Source organism: Cohnella sp. GbtcB17, from assembly GCF_019091135.1.
In the GTDB taxonomy this organism is placed as follows: domain Bacteria; phylum Bacillota; class Bacilli; order Paenibacillales; family Paenibacillaceae; genus Cohnella.
Genome location: NZ_JAGXJW010000005.1, coordinates 134,020 through 151,707, shown reverse-complemented (window position 1 = coordinate 151,707; position 17,688 = coordinate 134,020). Strand labels below are relative to the sequence as shown.

Genomic DNA, 17,688 nt, shown 5'->3' with positions numbered 1-17,688 from the left:
ATTCGATTACAACGCGGGCTGCTCGAGCTCGCCTGCCTGCCGAACGGGATTCGTCAGCGAAGCGAAGCCGGAGATCCGGCATTCTGCGGTAACCCCGCTGGCAATCTCGACCGAGCCCGGCGTTCCGGTCATAATGATGTCGCCGGGGAGCAGCGTCATGATGCGGGAAAAATAAGAAATGATGAAAGGAATCGTATAGATCATTTCGGCTACCGAAGCGCGATGCATCACGCGGCCGTTCAACGCCGTCTCCACCCGGAGCGAAGCGAGATCATCGATCTCCTCCGGCGTGATCAGCTCAGGGCCGATGCTGAAGAAGGTATCGAAGCTTTTGGACCGGCCGAGAAAACGCGGATTGCGCGCGTGAATATGCTGCGCCGTCATGTCGAGCGTCGCGGCGAAGCCTGCGACAACGTCAAGCGCCTTTTCCTCCGGGACATCTTTGCACGTCCGCCCGATGACGATGCCAAGCTCCGCCTCTGCGGTATAGCGGCCATCCTCCGAAGGCAGCACGATGGCGTCCCCGGGACCAATCAGACTCGTGTCCGGCTTCAAGAAGCAGATTGGCTCCGCATCCGGCGGAACGACGCTCATGTCCGCGGCTTTATCCCGGTAGTTCGCGCCGATCCCCCATATTTTCCGCGGGCGCCGATAGAGCGGCGCGTATTCTGCCCTCTCAAGCGGGATCGCTTCGAGGGTCGAGAGTACAGCAGCGCCTTTATCCTGCAGCCAGCCGTTCAATCGGGCAAGCTGTTCGCTATCGAGCAGATGCTGTACGGTGTCGCCCCACTCGGTCCCCGCCGCTTCGTTGAGCAGGCGAACGGGAACGAGACCGTACGCCGTTCGGACAACGGCTTCCTCCCTGCCGGCCGTTCGGATCGAAGTCAGCTTCATGGCGAGACCTTCGAAGCGCCGCGTACGTCGGCCACATCGAATGCGCACAGCTCCGCGAACGCTTCCGCCAAGATGTCGGCCACCCGCTCTTGGATGATCTCTCCCTTGGCCGCGGTCGCCTTCGTGGCGTCTCCGCAGATGCCGCTCTCCGAGATATCGGCCATCCGCCAAGCGAATCGAATGCCGCCTTCGAGCGTAAGGAACCGCTTGTCGCCGATATTCGGCAGCTCCGATGCGAGCCATTGACCCTGCACCCACTGCGGCTTGATCGCCATGACGATCGAAGTCTCGTAGTCGCCGCCGTGGATGCCGTATTCCAGCTCATGCGGATCGATCACGCCATCCGCCGCCCCCAGGCTGGAAGGAGACAAATAGAACACCGTCATGTCATGGGCGATCCGGATCTCGCGGGAGACGACATTCAGCAGGTCGACATTGCCGCCGTGCGTATTGAACAGCAGCAGCTTGCCGAAGCCGCTCAGCTTCAGGCTTGCCGCGATATCCGTCACGAGTCCCTGCAGCGTCGCCGCGGAGATGGACACGGTTCCCGGCAGGCCCAGGTGCTCGTTGCTCTTGCCGTAGGCGATCGGCGGGAGCAGCCACACCGGCGCGTCGGCCGGGAGGCGTTCGAGCGCGAGCGTGAGCGTCGCTTCCCCGATCAGCGCATCCGTCATGACGGGAAGATGGGGGCCGTGCTGCTCGACGGCGCCGATCGGCAAAATAACAAGGGCGTCCGCCTTGGGCATTTCGCGTATTTGTCTGCTGGTCAGCCGGGGCAGGAACCGCTCTTCCCAAGCGACCCCTTCATATCGGGCAAACATAGGCACGTTCCTTTCCTCGGGGAGAGTTTCTCTCAAGTCGCTGCCGTGCGATCCGGCTTCGAGCTTCGTCTGTATGCCGCCGTTTCGTCATTCCGCCAGCCCTAACGCTTCGTTCAGCCGGTCGCCGCTCGGCCTTGAACCGATAGCGCGGACTCCTCGCTTACCCAGCGAAGCAGGCGTCTATCCCGCTGCGGTCCGGCGATGAACGACAGTCCGACGCACAAACCGCCCGGGCCGTCAAGCGGAATCGTTACTTGAGGCAGCCCGCCGAGGCCGGCAATGCAGGACAGCTGCATCACTTTCGTTCGCGTCCGCTCGACTTCTTCGTCCGGCAGTCCGATGCGCGGAGCCGCACCCGGCACGGTCGGAACGACGAGCAGCCCGTCATCGCCAAGCAACGAGACGAGCCGCTCCCGTGCCCATTGCCGTTTGGGCAAGGCTGCATCGTAATCTTCCTGTCGAAGCTTGCTCGCCCAAGCGAACCGATCGGCGATGTCCCGGCCGAATCGAGGCTTGCGACGCTCGATCCATTCGCCATGCGCCGCCCAGATCTCGAAGCCTTGAAGCGTTCGGAAGGTGGCCGCCCAGTCTGCCAGTCCCGTCGGGGTCAAGGAGACCGTCTTGGCTTCCATTTTCCGCATCAATGCGTCTAGTGGAGTCCGCAGCGCCTGTCTGCAGCCGTCATCGGCGATCCCCCAGGCGTCGTCCGCTACGAGGAGACGGCGGAATTCGCCTCCATCCTTAACGAAGTCGCCGATCAGCGCCTCCCCGACGAGCCGAAGCGTCCGGGCGTCTCTAGCCATCCAGCCGACCGTGTCGAAGCTAGAAGCCAACGGGATGACGCCGTCGACCGGAACGAGCCCATGAGTCGGGCGAATGCCGTACAGCCCGCAATAGGCGGACGGAACGCGAACAGAGCCGCCGGTATCGGTGCCGAGCCCGAAGTCGGCGAGTCCGGCGGCGGCCGCGACGGCCGAGCCGCTCGAAGAGCCTCCGGGAATGCATCCGGGTGCGCGCGGGTTGATCGGCGTTCCGTAATGGCGGTTCTCTCCGTTCAAGCTGAACATGAGCTCGTCCGTGACGGCCGCCCCTTTGACGCGAGCGCCATGGCGCAGCAGGCGCTCCACCGCTGCCGCATGCTTCCGGGCCGGCTCGTGGCTGTCCAGCCAATCCGGATTGCCCGCGGAACTCGCGTGTCCGGCGATCTCGAATACGTCTTTGACGGCGAAGGTCAGCTTGTCGAGCAAGCCGGCGCCGGTCGGCTCCACCGTCAGCGCTTCTTTGATATAAGCGTTCCAGCCGCTCGGCATCGGTTCTCCTCCGTTTCTCTCTATCGATCCGTCGAATGCGGCCGGGAGCGGCATCAGCCCAGCTTCTGCTGCGCAGTCCCGCGTGCGCCGTTCAGAACGCGCAGGTCATCCTCGTCGAGCATGGCTTCGGGGCCGGACTTGATCAGATCGGAAAATCCCTCGTCCGGCACCATGGTCGTCAGCACGTATAGACGGCCCGAGCCGGTGTTGCGCACTTGATGGTTGTTGCCGGGTGGGACAACAAAAAACGATCCGGTCCCGATCGCCGCCTCCTTGTCGCCGACGACGGCGACGCCTTCTCCCGACAACACATAGAAGTATTCGTGCGCTTCCGCATGCTCGTTCGGCGGCGTCTGTCCGTCCTTATCGAAGATCTCGACGACCGACACGAACGGCGCCTGCGTGCCGTCGCAGAGAAGGACAAATTTGTTCGTATCCTTAGCCGATATTTTTCGCACCGGACATTGCTCGAAGCGGCCAAGCACCAGTTCGTTCATCGCAATCTCTCCTCCGCCATGCCGAGGGCGGCGCCCATCGCTCCGAGTAACGCGTCGGAGCCGGCGACGAAGCCGTAGCATTGCTTGATATTGTAATAGGTTGCCTCCGCGCAGAACGGCGGCGAGCTGGTCGCGCAGCAGTCCGCCAGCAGAACCGCGTCATAGCCCAGGCAGATGGCATCCTGCAGCGTGTGCATGACGCATTGGTCCAAGTTCACCCCTGCGAACAGCAGCGTCGTGACGCCGAGATTGCGAAGAATGCTGTCGAGCGGCGTATCCCACAGCCCGCTCATCCGATATTTGTCCACGAAGATATCTTCCGATTCGAGGATCAGACCGTCGACAACGGCCGCCCCCCAGCTTCCCTTCTCCAGCACGCGAGAACCGTTGGCCGGCAGCGGACTGCCTAGGCCTCGGCCTTCGCCGCTCGGATCGTAAACGTGAAGCACGGAAGGACTCAGATTCAAGCGATCGTCCCGGTTGCCCCAATTCAGCCAAATGACGGGAACGCCGGCGGATCGAAGAGCGGGCAGAAGCCGGTTCAGCGGCCGGACCGGCGCGAGCAGCGGCGCCGTATCGACGCCGATCGAAGCGAGCCAGCCGCCCGGAGAGCAGAAGTCGTTCTGCATGTCGACGACGACGATCGCGCATCTGCCCAGATCGAGCCGAAGACGCTGCGGCTTTGCATCGAACTCGACGACAACGGGCTTAAACGTCTCTCGCCGAAGGTCGGCCAGATCCTGCGAGACGTGCCAGCTGTTCTGTTTGTGACCCAACTTTCGCATCATGGCTATGTCACCTCGCGTCAACCGTTAATGGCGGAATCGTGCCAGGAGCGAAGCAGCCGGTTGGACAATGCGTTAATCAACAGGAAGAAGACGATTCCCATCACCGCCGCGCTCAGTCCGCAGGCGAACAAGTAAGCGGTTTGCAGCCGGGTCGAAGCGACCGTTATCGCATAGCCAAGACCGCCCTGCAGGCCGCCGATTCCCGCGATGTATTCGCCGACGATGGCGCCGACGACCGACAGCGAGCAGGAGATTTTCATCCCGGCGAGAATGTACGGCAGCGCGGCGGGGATGCGAAGCTTCCAGATCGTCTGCCACTTGGTCGCGTTGTACAAGTAGAACAAGTTTTTCATGTTCGCTTCCGTAGAATTGAGGCCGATGAGCGTGTTGGACAATATCGGGAAAAAGGCGATGAGAAAGGCGATCATGACGATGGCGTTCATCCCGGCGCCGAACCAGATGACGATGATCGGTGCGACGGCGACGATCGGTATCGTCTGGAGAATGATCGCGTAAGGATACACGCTTCGCTCCACCGTCTTGGACAGCGCAAGCACGATCGCGAACGCGACGCCAAGGATGACGCTGAACGCGAAGCCGAGCACGGCCTCGACAATCGTCGTCCGGACGGAGACGAGGAGGTTATGCCCGTTTTCGGCCGCGGCCTTCACGATATCCGACGGCTTCGGGAATAAGTAGGGCTTCACGTCGGCCAGGCGGATCGCAAGCTCCCAAAAGCCGAGAAACAAGATGAGCACGATTAGCGGAGGCGCGATATGAGTCGCGAATTTACGAAGCGGCGAGCCGGACGAGGCGCCGGCTTTCCGTTTTTGCGGTGCCGGTTCAAGCTTCTGCACGGAAGTCGCTTCGACGCCCCCTTGCTCCGGAATTCCGTTCACGCTGACAACCAACTTTTCCATTCGGAAATCCCCTTTCGCCATGTCATTATGGCAATGCTGCGTCTGTTCAATCGGCTTGAACGGACCCCATGCCCCGTTTGCCGCTAGTGCTTAAGCGACTCGTTAACGGCGTGGACGTAACCGCCAAACTCCGGCGACGACCGAAAGTCGTCCGTTCTCGGGAACGGCGCTTCGATGTCGACGATGTCCGCCACCTTCCCCGGCCTCGGCGTCATCACGACAACCCGAGTCGATAGGTACACGGCTTCGAACACGTTGTGGGTAATGAACAGCACCGTCATCTTCCGATCGCTGCACCATATGTTCAGCAACTCGTCCTGAAGGGTTTGGCGGGTAATCTCGTCCAGCGCGCCGAACGGTTCATCCATCAGCAGCAGCTTCGGCCTGGAGATGAGCGCCCTTGCGATGGACACCCTCATTTTCATGCCGCCGGACAGTTGCCGGGGCAGAACCTTCATGTAATCCTTCAATCCGACGAGCTCGAGCACCCGCTCGCCCTCTTGTATACGTTCCTTCTTGGACACCCCCCGGAGCGTGAGCGGCATCGTGACATTATCGATCAGCTTCGACCAGGGCAGCAGCGTATGCTCCTGGAAGACGAACGCAATCTCGTTCTGCTTGCGGGCATCCTTCGGCGTCGTTCCAAGCACCGCCAGCTCGCCCGACGTATGATCGGTCAACCCGGCGATCATGTTAAAAATCGTGGACTTGCCGCAGCCCGAAGGACCGACGAAGCACAGGAATTCGCGCTCCCCTGCCAGCAAGTTAACGTTTTGTACCGCAATCGTACCGTTCGGATAAGTCTTGCCGATATTTTGCATACCGACGAGGATTCCGGATGGTTCGCCGCTCGGGGCCGGCATACCCGGGCTTGAACCTGCCAACATCGTTGAATTCATCGCATTCCCTCCCAAAGGTAGATGGCTTGGGCTTATTCGCATTCGCCGTCGCGGGCGAATCACTGCAAGGACTCGTTTTAACGCGCAGCTATTTGTGTCACATTATATAACGCAATTTTCTGAAAACTCAACGAACAACTAGCAATTGTGTGCATGCTTACAATGAGAAGGCTGTCTTATTGGTCTTCGTTACGATGACAAAAACAAGATATGGAATGTTATCTCACATTTACGGCCGGCCGCCCGCCCCACATGAAGCACATGCCGATTTTATTGATCGAGAAATCCGGATTGACGGAGCGCTGAGGCGACGGCGGCCACCCGTTTTCCGAGTCTCCCGGCCATCTTGAGCTCTCTCTCGTCCGGCACGCGGGAGCTGTCCGGTCCTGCGATCGTCGAAGCGCCGTAAGGCGAACCGCCGATCGCATCCGCGGTCAAATACTCGGGATTTTTCGAATACGGCAAGCCGACCATGATCATGCCGAAGTGGAAAAGCGGAACCATCGACGTGAGCAGCGTCGCTTCTTGACCCGTATGGATCGAGCCCGAGCTCGTGATCAAGCCAGCGGGCTTGCCCTCAAGGCTGCCATCCGCGCATAAGTCGGAGGCGAATTCAAGGAACAGCTTGACTTGGGCCGGCATGAATCCGTAATAGGTCGGGAACCCCCAGACGATGCCGTCCGCCCAGCGCAGATCGTCGTTATTCGCGAACGGAATGTCTTTCTGCAGCTCGAGCGCGCGCTCGTACTTCTCGAACCGTCCGACGGTATTGAAATGAACGGCTAAGCCGGATTCGGCCTCCTTTTTCTTGAACTTATCCTGATAGGGCGTACGATTCCGCTCGGCTTCAAGCTCCGGAATTCGACGCAGTCTAACCTCGCAGCCGTTCGCAGCCGCGCCATCCGCCGCCGCTTTAACCAAATCGAATACGTGCCCGTAGGCGCTGCAATAAATGACGAGCACTTTGGTCATACGCGCACGCGCCTTCCACCGATCGATATCCTCTCGCTCGCGTCATCCCACCATTGCGCCAAAGCCCCGGACTGCCACGACGGCCGGCTCCCGGCGACCTTTATACAGGCGCCCTTCTGCCATACCCAGCGCCGCTCAGGCACCATCGTCAACAACTCCTCCGGCGTCGATGCGTCGAACAGAACGAGGTCGGCGTCGTTGCCGGGCTCGATGCCGCGTCCGGTCAACCCCATCACGGCATTCGGACGTTCGGCGATCATCCGCAGCACCTCGCGGATATCCGCAGGGCTGCCCATGTGCGCGGCGTAAGCCGTAATCAAGCCGATCTGCAGCAGATCCCCCTTGCCGAACGGGTGGAACGGATCATGGATGTTGTCCGACGCGGCGGCAAGCGGCACGCCGGCTGCGAGCAGTTCGCGGACGCGGGTCACGCCTCTGCGGACAGGGAAGCGATCTCGCCTTCCCTGCAAATACAAATTCGCCCCCGGCAGTGTCACCGCGCCGACGCGCGCCTCCGCGAGACGCGCGATGACATCGGCCGCTTCATCGTCCGTCATGGCCGCGAGCGAACACAGATGGCCGACCGCCACCTTTCCCTCCCAGCCGTATTCGATCGTTTTGCCTGCGATGTATGCGGCCGTACGGACGTTCGGATCGTCGCTCTCGTCCGAATGCAGGTCGACGGGACATCCATGCCTGCCCGCAAGCTCGAACAGCTTGTCGATGTCCGGCTCCGGCGAAGCCGAGATGTGCGGGGCGCCCCCGACGCCGGTCACCCCCATCCTTAACGCCTCCTCGCCGAGGGCGAGCGCTTCATCGTTCAAGTCGTAGCAAGGCAGCATCGGAAACGTCTGAATGGAGACGTACGGCGCGAGCGCCTCCTTCACCTCGAGAGCCGCTTCGATCGTGCGCAGCGCCACTTCCCTTCCGTGGCGGACGTGAAAATCCAGATGGGTGCGGATCGCCGTCGTGCCGCACGAGATCGCCTGCAGCGCCGATCGCATCATTCTCGCCTTCAATTCTTCCTTGGAAAACGCCGGAACGGCGGACGCGTAATTCGCGATCGCCTCTTCCAGCGTACCGGTTGCGTTGCCCACCTTCGGAAGAGAGAACGCCTTGTCGAGATGCATGTGGGCATCGGCCATCGCCGGCAATGCCGCTCTGCCTTCCGCATCGAGGCAGATCGCCTGCCCGGGCCCGGCCGCGGAACCATCCCAAGCGTCGATCGGCACCCGGCGATCCGCTTCCCGCTCCGGCGGCAAGCTGTCGCTAGCTTGCGGTTCGACCGCCGTCCATCGGCCGTCGGCCGCGATCAAGGTATACAACCGCGATTCGTCGCGAAGCGGCAGCGACACGTTTACGATTTTCAAAACGGATCCCATTGACGGTCACGCTCCTGTCGAATATTCAGCATTCATCCTGGCCCGCTCACGGGTATGAGAACGATTCGTTTGTCGGTTCAACCGCTCCCGCTCGTTCCGCGAACGATCGGCAGCTCCAGCACGGAGGCGCAGTCCGGCTTGCTGTCGACCGCGACCGCCGCGATACGAAGATCGCCTGCGCCGGCCAATACCGCTTCTGCGATCGATCGTCCGTTCGGATGACGCAGCAGCAGCGGGAATCCGCTGCCCGTCAGCTCCAGCCGAATCGAAGCGCCGGCCGGACAACGGATCGCGAATGGCCTTAGCTCGATCTCGGCCGTCTCCCAGCCGCAGACTCCGCCCTCGTTCCGGGTGGCCACTCCGATTTCCGTGCGCCCCGCGGACAGGAATCTCGCTTCGCCTCCCGGGAGCAGCAACGACAGCGAAGCGACCAGGTCGGTCGGCCCATCCATCACCTGGCATCGCACGCTCAGCTTCGCAGAGCCGAACAATTGAAGCTCTTCGGCCAGCGGCGCGCTTGTGTATACGAGAATCTCGTAGCGATCCTGGCGGCCGCTAACATCCGTAGGGACAGTCTGGGATAACGGCATCGGCAGTCTTGCATCGTAGACGAACACGTCAGGCGCAGACTCGGCCTGGATCGATTCGCTCCGTTCCACGAGCCGGCCTCCGCCAAGCGCTCCGTTCGCCGGCGTTTCCGAGCCCGATAAATAAAGGCATCTAACGTCTCCCTCTTGCAAGGGGGATTCATAGCGTTCCTTTCGCACCCAGCTCCTTGTCATCGGCTCGAAATACCGGACAGGCGGTTCTTCGAACAAGTCGTTGTCCCGATCGTCTTTCAACCAGTAATCGAACCAACGCACCTGAAGCAGATGCATCCCGCCGTCCGCTTCAGGTCCGTGATCGTACCCGCCCGCCCTGCGCCCCCACGGGATGTGCATCCACGGCCCGATCTCCAAGCGGTGAAATAACGACGGAGAGTACGCGTCTTGCAGCGCGGTATAGGATCGGATGGTTCCGTGAAGCAGAAAGTCGTACCAGCCTCCGATATGCAGGGCCGGAATCGGTTGCTTGCAAAACGGCTCCAACCAATTGAACCGTTCCCAGTAGTCGTCATACTCCGGATGTCGCGCCCAATCGAAGTAGGCAGGCATGTATCGTTCCAGAAGCGGGTGCCCCTCCGAATAAGGGAGCTGCCGCAGAATCGATCCGGACTCCGCCATGATGCGGGTACAGGCGGCTTCGGCTTCCGTATCCCCGGCCCGGCGGGCTGTGTCGCGAGCCAGCTGGTATGCCCAAGGCAGACAGTTATTCACATCGAAGCTGCCGTACGGATACATCCAGCCGCTGTACAGGTCGGCAGCCGTCATGCTGGGCGCGATCGCAACCAAGCGCTCGGGATGCAAGGACGCCGCAGCCCACTGGGTCGCTCCTTGATAGGAAAATCCGTACATGCCGACGCGGCCGTTCGATCCGGGCAGCGCAGCCGCCCATTCGACTGTGTCATAGCCGTCTTGGGCTTCGTGCGCGAACGGCACGAATTCGCCCTCCGAGTCTCCTCGGCCGCGCACGTCCTGTACGACGACCATATATCCTCGCGACGCGTACCAAACCGGGTGGGCATGGCTGACCGTCGAAGCGATCATTCTTCCGTAGGGCTGCCGCATGAGCAAGACAGGATATGGGTTGGCATCGGACGGCCTGTAGATGTCGGCATATAGCGTCACGCCGTCGCGCAGCATGCAGGGGACTTTCCGTTGAATCGTCACGTTCGCAAATTCCACGGCAACCCCCTCCTTTTTTTAGAAGCTCGCTTTTATGTAAGTATATATAACATTTATTCGATCCATAAAAGTGTCACGAGGGGCGGATTGTACGCATACACAATAAATCACCTATTGATTTGTAAATGCTTATAGCCTAAAATGAGTAAAAATCAAAGGCGTTGGCTTTTGTGTGATGTAATATTACATCCGGACACATTATCGATCGTCTGCTCTTTCCTTCCAAACAACAAACCCCAGCTCTTCCGCCGGGTCCGTGAAAAAGCTTCTTTTTTTCAGCTCGCCTAACTCGCCTAAGTTGCCGTTGGCAAAGGAAAATATCGGGAATTGCGATCGAGGAGGGATTCGGCCATGTATCTCACCGTGGAAGACGCGCTCAAAATTTATCCCCTATCCGAGGGTAAACTTACGGCCGGGCAAGATGGGGTCAATCGGATCGTCAAGTCCGTCAACGTGATGGACGCTCCGGATATTACCGATTGGGTTCGCGAAGGCGATATTCTGTTCACGACCGCCTATCTGATGAAGGACGCGCCTTCCGACGGGGTACAATTGCTCCGCAAGCTGGCTCAGAAGGGTGCCGCCGGAATCGGCATCAAACTCGGGAGGTTCTGGGCGCAAGTCCCCGACGATATGCTGGCGGAAGCCGACAGGCTTGGATTCCCGCTGATCGAGCTTCCGTTCCCCTTCACCTTCTCCGATCAGATGAAAGGACTGTTCAACGCCGAGCTGCAACGCAGCACCAAGCTTCTGCACGGCGTGCTCGACAAGCAAAAGGAGTTGATGCGCTTCGCGCTGGCGCCCGGACCTACGAGCGACATGCTCCGAACGATCGACGCCATCCTCGGCGTACCGATGGCGATCGTCGGCCTTCGCGGGCAAGTTCTCCATTGCAGCTTGAACCCCGCAGATCTGGATCCGATCCTGAAGCAGCCGCAGAAGCCGATTGCCCAGTGGCTCCGGACGGCGAATGCGCACATTTTGCGGCTGCCGCTAAAAAGCGCGGTCGCAGGCCAGGATATTATCGGCAGCGTCGTCTTCCAGCTCTCCCGGGCCTTGCCTCCTAAAGAGGAAGAAGGCTTGTACCATCAAGCCGCGGAGATGATCTCCCACCACCTGAACGCCGTCGAGCGGCATTATCTGGAGCAATCGACGCAAAACGAGTTCGTATCGCTGCTCCACAATTACTTGAAGCACAACATCTCGGTCGATACGCTTTTGGAATGCGCCGCGAGACTCGGCATCCCGTTCGGCAGCGGATCTTACCGATGCGCGTTATTCCATGTCACCGCCATAAGCGAGACGAAAAAGGAACGGCTGCTGCGGATGATTCGCCAGGAGCTTCAATACAATCCTTTGCTCAAGGAGTCTAGCAATCTTCACTTCCAAGTCGGCGATTCGATCTTGTCGATCCTGCCGACCGGCCCTTCCGCCGTCGCCAGAGGAAAAGCGGCCCCGCTGCTCACCCGCATTTTCTCCGACTTCGCCTCCGATACGGGCGGAAGCCTGCGAATCTCTCTCAGCTATACGAAGCATAAGCCGGAGCAGCTCGAACAGGCGTACCGCGAATGCGCGGACGCCAGGGATACAGCCGAGAAGCTCGGCATGGAATCATTAGTGACGGAATATGAAACGGTCGAGATGGCCTACATTTTCCAATCGGTTCCCGAGGAGAAGATGCGCCGCTTCCTCGACATGACGCTGTCACCGATCATTGACAAGGCGCCGGACTCCGCGCAGGATTTGCTTCGCACGCTCGAGCTTTATATCGAGAACAACGGCCAGATTAACGAGACGGCGAAGCAGCTCTTTATTCACCGCAATACGGCCGCGTACCGTCTCGATAAGATCGGCGAGCTGCTTCAGGTCGACTTCAAATCGCATGCCAATCTGCTGAAGCTGAAGCTCGTTCTTCTATTTAAGCACATGCTGAATCAACGGACCGTGTGACATCGAGGCTTTCCGGAAAACGGAGGGGCGGCAGTGGCGCTACCAACCGATGGCCGCCCCATCCGCCGCGGCGTTTGTCTCACTTATGGCGCCTTGCCTCCAGCGGATGGCCGATCACGGGAAATTCCCCGATTCTGAGCTTGGCGCCGCCGTACGGCACGAGCTCGAGATCCGCGATCGGCTGACCGTCCACGTTCGGGTGGAGCGGAGGCGTGCCCGCGCTGTTGCCCTCCATCCGCCAATCGCGGATCAGCTGTCCTTGCGTCTTCAGGCGAACGGGCGACGCGCCGGCCAAGAACGGTTGATACGGGATCTCGGACAGCTCGACCGCGAACTCGCCGCCGTACAACAAGCCGTACTTCCACGGAGAACCGGGATAAATCTCCCAATCGTGGAACTTCTCCCGCTTCGCGAGCAGCTGCCAGTTCTCCTGGATCGGCAGCGCGTAGACGAGCGGCCCCCTTTCGACGTTTGCCGCGTACAGATTGCGAGTCGTCGTCTTTACCGTCATCGGCAAATTCAGCGTCAATCGGTCGCCGCTCTCCCAACGGCGCGATATCTTGGCGTAGCCGTCTTTGACCTCGAGGCCGATTTCTTCGCCGTTCACCATAAGCGTCGGGTTCGCGCACCACGCCGGAATACGAAGCGAAATCCCAAACGCAGCCGAACGGCTCAGCTTCAGCGAGATCGCGACCGATTCGCGGAACGGGTAGCCGCCGGAAACCTCAAGCTCCAGGGCCGTACCTCGCTCCTCTCCCTGTCCAACCTCCGCCTTCACCGCGCAAGGCGCATAGGACACCGCCGCCAGCCCGCCAGCGCGGTCCGTCATCCACAGGTGCGAGACAAGTTTCGGCCACCCTTGGTGCATATTCGCCGTACAGCAGCCGAAGTGCGGCTCCAGGCCGAACACGTTCGCATCCGCGCCATTGCACCAGGCGCGCGGCGCGACGTTGCACATCATCTGGTTCACCTGCTGATCGTACTGGTGGGACGTCCAGTCTCCGGAGATCGCCGCAGGCAAGGCGTTAAACGCCACCTTTTCCAAAATGTCGCCGAACCGGCCTTCCCCGAACACGCGCGTGAGCTGCGCCATGGAGAACATATACTCCACGACGGCGCACAGCTCGACGCCCTGGCTCGGATGCGTGCCGGACAGCCATTCGTCGCCCGAGAACATGCCGTGGGCTTGTCCGTGGTACGTCATCAGGCTGTCGATGCCGCGATGCACGGCCTCTTTTTCCTTCACGTCTCCCGTAAGCTCGTAGCGCGCGCCCGGCGCCTTGATGCCCATCGCGACGTTAACGACATGGGTCTTCAGGTCCCACTGCTCGACCTTGCGCCAGAACGGGAAGTCGTGGAATACCTCGGTCCAGCCCGTCGTCTGCCCGGCTACGATCTCGGCCAGCTCCAGCAAAGAGGCGTCCTGCGTTCTCCGATGGAGCCACTGGATGCTGAGCAGCATCTCCATGCCGCGAGCCTCCGCCCACTCGAGCAACGGCCGACCTTCGATCGTCTGCCGCACGTAACGGAAAAACGACGTCATAAACGGGACGACCCGCTGATCCCCGGTGGCTTCCGCGTGTTGCGTCATCACCTTGAGCATGATCATAAAAGGCCACCAGTCGTGATTTTTGTCTACGCCGCTAACCATCTCCTTCATGTACGGGCCGAACGAGCCGTCCTCGCGCTGACTGGCGAGCGACCATTCGATCCAGCGCTGCGCCTTGGCGATCAGCCGCTCGTCCTCGAGCAGGTAAGCCAGCGGGAGCAGCCCGTCCACATAATACGGTCCCCGTTCCCAGCTCTCTCCCTTGCCCCCGAGCCAGCCGTTGTCGTCGCCGACGTCCGCCCAATGCTCGTCGAGATGCCCGGTGAGGCCGTCCGCTTGAATGCGCAATTGATCGTGCAGCCACTCACGGGGCTTGATCGCGCCGAGCGGCAACGCTTCGAATGCCGTGTGGTTTGTTGCGATTGTCGTCATCTTCTCGCACCTCGCATATTCGGAATATGTACGAATATAGCATGCGGACGCCAGGTTCGCCGATAGCCTAACGCACACAATGATTGTCCGATCGCAACCTCATATCGTCCCCTTGAAGACTTGCCCGATCCAATCCTTTATACTGTAAAATAGGCAAAATAAAAGGCTCACACCATCGTCACTGGAGGATACCAATGTTCCAATTCATCTCTCCGCCCTTGCCGCACTTCATCTACTGCGGGGAAGCTCTGTATCCGGTCTCCGAACAGCATTCCGATCGCTCTAGCATCGGCGTCTTCGATCTGCTGATCGTGACGCGCGGCTGTCTCTACATGGCCGAGGAGTCGATCCCGCTCGAGATTCCCGCAGGCTCGTTCGCCCTTCTCCGGCCGGACCGCGCGCATCGGTCGACGGCGCCTTGCCGGGAGGAAACGCATTTTTACTGGGTCCACTTCCAGACGCTTGGCAGCTGGCACGAGACGGAAGGGGCGCCGGATGCCGCCGAGCTTCGCCCGGACGACGCGCTTCACGAGATCCATCGCTTCGCATTTTATTTGCCGCGATCCGGGAAGCTGTCGTCGCCGGACGCCGCATACGACTGGCTGCGCCAGCTGTTGGCCTTGCAGGCGGACACCGGTTCGTCCTCGCAATGGCGCCAGCAGCTCGTCTTCCAGGAGCTGCTGCTGCGCCTCCAAGCGGACGCAACGCTGCCCGAGCGCGATTCTTACTTGGCGATCGCCGAGGAAGCCGCGGCTTATTTGCGCCGGCATTACCGGGATACGCTCTCCTACAAAGCGATGTCGGAGACGCTTCATTTCCATGCCAACTATGTGTCCCTCTGCATGAAGCGCGCCTTTGGCTATACGCCGCTCCAGTACTTGACCCGTTATCGCGTCGAACAGGCCAAGCGGCTGCTCATCGATACAAACGAATCCGTCGGCCGCATCGCCGAAGAGACCGGCTTCGGCTCGTTTCCGTACTTCGTACGTTGCTTCGGCAGGCAGGTCGGCACCACGCCCAAGTCCTTCAGGATGCGATTCAGGCAAGGCTGACAAGACCGCGTTTTAAAAATCCTATTTCCGGTATTAAGTATTTGACGTGAAAATACTTCATGCGGGAGGCTGAACAATTTGAAAATGGCGTCGCATTCAGGCAATACGCCTTTGTATAGATGATCTTGTCATCCGACAATTCGGGATTGCTGGCACCCCTCCCGCTCCCGGTTTCCTAAGAAAAATCATGATTCAGCAAACTTCATCCCCTGTCATTCACCTTTTCTTTTTTTCCTGAATAACCATAATAAATAAAGTCCGCCTATGCTGATGCAGCGAAACAGATGCAATAACGATGGAGGATTTCGTTCATGAATAATCAAGTTTTATTTTACTGTGGCTATCCGTACAGCTATCCTTATTATTACAACTATTATCCAGCTAATTATGATGCCCGGAACTATATCCGTGATTTCAGATCCCCTGACGAGCTTCAAATACCGGATTCAGCCAAAACGAAGCGGGTTTATCCGATCGGTGAGGAGTTTTTTGTTCCTGAATTTAAGCTCGCTCAATGCGGCTCAAATAGATTCAGTGACTTCTATGATCGTCGAGGATTCAAAATTAGTATGAACCGTACAAAACGAGCCTTTCGAAGCGCAACCGAGAGCGTTAAAGATATAGGAAGGAAATGGAATGAGGAATTCAATAAACTTCTTGGAGACAACAGTGCTGAGATTAATCGGATAGAGAAAGAAATAAGTGATAAATGGTCTCGGATTAGACAAATTTCTCGACTTCGTTGCACGCCCAGTAATATCGAAACAAGCCCGTATTGCCTTGCTAACGTTCAAATCAAACAACTTTATGACGAGATTAAAGCTTTAGAAAGACGGCTGCGAAGCTTGAGGAGTAAACGAAGCATTTGGGGAGCTGTCGATAGCGCAAGGAAGACGTTTCAAAATAACATGAAAGAACTTGCAGCTCAACAGATTCCCAATATCAATTGGCCAAAGAACTGGCCTACACTGGAAGAAGTAGAGTTCTTTCCCGTCCTGATCAACCGAGAGCTGGAATTGCCTAAGACATTGAAAGATTTAAATATCGATCCGGATTTGATTCAAAACATTCAGCTTCCAGATAATATTCAAGATATGCTTAATATCCCTGAAGGTCTAAAAGCCCAATTGGATTTGGACGCGTTAAAGGATCAGATCCAGTTCGATGATCTGCAGCAGAATGTCGAAAAAGTTCTGACTGACGTAAAAAATAAAGCATTAGCCGAGCTAGAAAAATATAATATGTGTCTATTTATTAAAAACAGTCCATATAGGCTGGAAATCCAGCTAGAATACGTATCGAGTTTAAGGGATCTCGTAGAAAATTATATTTACGGATGTATCGAGAAAGCTAAAAATGCAGCCTTATTCGTGTTAATTGGTTATATCCCCTCAATTATCAATTCATATGGAGCAACCCTTCCATTAGCATTATCCAATGCATTCTCTACGTTTTGGACCACGCTCAAAAAATGTTTTTTTGATGTGTATAACGCGTTTAAAGATAATATTAACACCCTAGTGCAGGCAGATGATTTCGCCGGTTTTATTGAAGCCATTGAAAAATACGTCTCACTCGATATTGTATTGGAGAAACGGACGGTACCGTGGGAAAATAAAGGCTCTTTACTGGATTTAGTCAGCGGTCGCTCAAACAAGTGGAATTTCCGCCAGTTACCTTTCGATATTCCTCTCGATACTGAATATACGCAAAGCGATCCGCAACAATCAGTTCCCATCGATGATTATGTGCTAGATGAGGAATCGTTAAAACAAATTATCGATAAATGCGCAAAGCATGGAATGTGGATTTTTGTTATTTATAACCAAAAGGATGTGTTCGGCAAGTGGATAGGCACTTGGCTGAATGTCAGAAGCTTTACTAATGATATTTTGTCCGGTTATACCATTACAAGAACCGCTGCCGGAAAAGTGAAAAACAACACGCAAATTCCATTAAACACGATTAGAAATTTAAAATGCTATGATCCTTCAATCGATTCAACCGATAACCCACAAGACCTTTTAGCAAAACACCATATAGTCAATCCCTGCACATCGGACTTTTTAGGAGATTTCTTTGGAAAAGGTTTTATTGACATCGGAAAAGGCGTGTACATCTACTACGAAATTCATGAATGCGGCGTGAAAACAGGCATCTATCTGCATGGATCGTTAAAATCCGAATTTTATCTTCCCCGTTTCGGCAATCGGGTAGAGCATGTTTATAATTATCAGCTGACACCGACGCAATCCTACAGCATTAAGATTGAAATTACGAAAAATGAGGAAGAGATTCAGGAAAGATTACAAATAAAGTTTTCCGAAAACGTACTCGACGGATTGGTGAACCTGAACTTTTGGAAAATGAAGCTCCCTTGGTAAACGAAAACAAAAGGGACAAAGCGGAGAAATCCCCCTGCTTTGTCCCTTTGGCGT

General features: G+C 57.6%; 14 protein-coding genes. 3 read left to right on the top strand and 11 right to left on the bottom strand.

Going from position 1 to position 17,688, the window contains the following annotated elements:
• Positions 1 to 6 precede the first annotated feature (6 nt).
• From KVT38_RS04005 to KVT38_RS03960, 10 genes are all read right to left on the bottom strand, one after another.
• The gene (locus KVT38_RS04005) at positions 7 to 894 is read right to left on the bottom strand and encodes a fumarylacetoacetate hydrolase family protein (RefSeq protein ID WP_217592395.1); all 888 of its coding nucleotides are present in this window, start codon (positions 892 to 894) and stop codon (positions 7 to 9) included.
• Complete coding sequence (locus KVT38_RS04000) at positions 891 to 1,715, bottom strand: creatininase family protein (protein ID WP_217592394.1); 825 nt, start codon at positions 1,713 to 1,715, stop codon at positions 891 to 893. Before KVT38_RS04000 ends, KVT38_RS04005 begins: the two co-directional genes overlap by 4 nt.
• 113 nt (positions 1,716 to 1,828) lie before the next feature.
• Positions 1,829 to 3,025, bottom strand: a complete 1,197-nt coding sequence (locus tag KVT38_RS03995) for an amidase (RefSeq protein ID WP_217592393.1) — start codon at positions 3,023 to 3,025, stop codon at positions 1,829 to 1,831.
• A 53-nt stretch (positions 3,026 to 3,078) separates the two neighbouring features.
• Positions 3,079 to 3,522, bottom strand: coding sequence for a cupin domain-containing protein (locus tag KVT38_RS03990; RefSeq protein WP_217592392.1), 444 nt, complete (start codon positions 3,520 to 3,522; stop codon positions 3,079 to 3,081).
• Positions 3,519 to 4,310, bottom strand: coding sequence for a cysteine hydrolase family protein (locus tag KVT38_RS03985; RefSeq protein WP_254638960.1), 792 nt, complete (start codon positions 4,308 to 4,310; stop codon positions 3,519 to 3,521). The genes KVT38_RS03990 and KVT38_RS03985 overlap by 4 nt, the downstream gene beginning before the upstream one ends.
• A 17-nt stretch (positions 4,311 to 4,327) precedes the next feature.
• Positions 4,328 to 5,230 carry an ABC transporter permease gene (locus KVT38_RS03980; RefSeq protein WP_217592391.1) on the bottom strand — a complete coding sequence of 301 codons (903 nt, stop codon included), beginning with the start codon at positions 5,228 to 5,230 and terminating at the stop codon, positions 4,328 to 4,330.
• A gap of 83 nt (positions 5,231 to 5,313) precedes the next feature.
• Entirely contained in the window at positions 5,314 to 6,117 is an 804-nt protein-coding gene (locus tag KVT38_RS03975; RefSeq protein WP_254638978.1) for an ABC transporter ATP-binding protein, read from the bottom strand.
• 282 nt (positions 6,118 to 6,399) lie between these two features.
• Entirely contained in the window at positions 6,400 to 7,101 is a 702-nt protein-coding gene (wrbA, locus tag KVT38_RS03970) for an NAD(P)H:quinone oxidoreductase type IV (RefSeq protein ID WP_217592390.1), read from the bottom strand.
• Positions 7,098 to 8,483, bottom strand: coding sequence for an amidohydrolase family protein (locus tag KVT38_RS03965; RefSeq protein WP_217592389.1), 1,386 nt, complete (start codon positions 8,481 to 8,483; stop codon positions 7,098 to 7,100). Before KVT38_RS03965 ends, wrbA begins: the two co-directional genes overlap by 4 nt.
• A gap of 77 nt (positions 8,484 to 8,560) precedes the next feature.
• On the bottom strand, positions 8,561 to 10,267 hold the full coding sequence (locus tag KVT38_RS03960) for a CocE/NonD family hydrolase (RefSeq protein ID WP_217592388.1): 1,707 nt from the start codon (positions 10,265 to 10,267) through the stop codon (positions 8,561 to 8,563).
• Between the two features lie 351 nt (positions 10,268 to 10,618).
• Between KVT38_RS03960 and KVT38_RS03955 the strand changes: the two genes are divergently transcribed.
• Positions 10,619 to 12,217 carry a PucR family transcriptional regulator gene (locus KVT38_RS03955; protein ID WP_217592387.1) on the top strand — a complete coding sequence of 533 codons (1,599 nt, stop codon included), beginning with the start codon at positions 10,619 to 10,621 and terminating at the stop codon, positions 12,215 to 12,217.
• Positions 12,218 to 12,296: 79 nt separating this feature from the next.
• On the opposite strand, the gene KVT38_RS03950 is transcribed toward KVT38_RS03955, so the two are convergent.
• Positions 12,297 to 14,198, bottom strand: a complete 1,902-nt coding sequence (locus KVT38_RS03950) for a beta-L-arabinofuranosidase domain-containing protein (protein WP_217592386.1) — start codon at positions 14,196 to 14,198, stop codon at positions 12,297 to 12,299.
• 194 nt (positions 14,199 to 14,392) lie between these two features.
• Between KVT38_RS03950 and KVT38_RS03945 the strand changes: the two genes are divergently transcribed.
• On the top strand, positions 14,393 to 15,250 hold the full coding sequence (locus KVT38_RS03945; RefSeq protein WP_217592385.1) for a helix-turn-helix transcriptional regulator: 858 nt from the start codon (positions 14,393 to 14,395) through the stop codon (positions 15,248 to 15,250).
• 311 nt (positions 15,251 to 15,561) lie between these two features.
• Entirely contained in the window at positions 15,562 to 17,634 is a 2,073-nt protein-coding gene (locus tag KVT38_RS03940) for a hypothetical protein (RefSeq protein WP_217592384.1), read from the top strand.
• Positions 17,635 to 17,688: the final 54 nt, after the last annotated feature.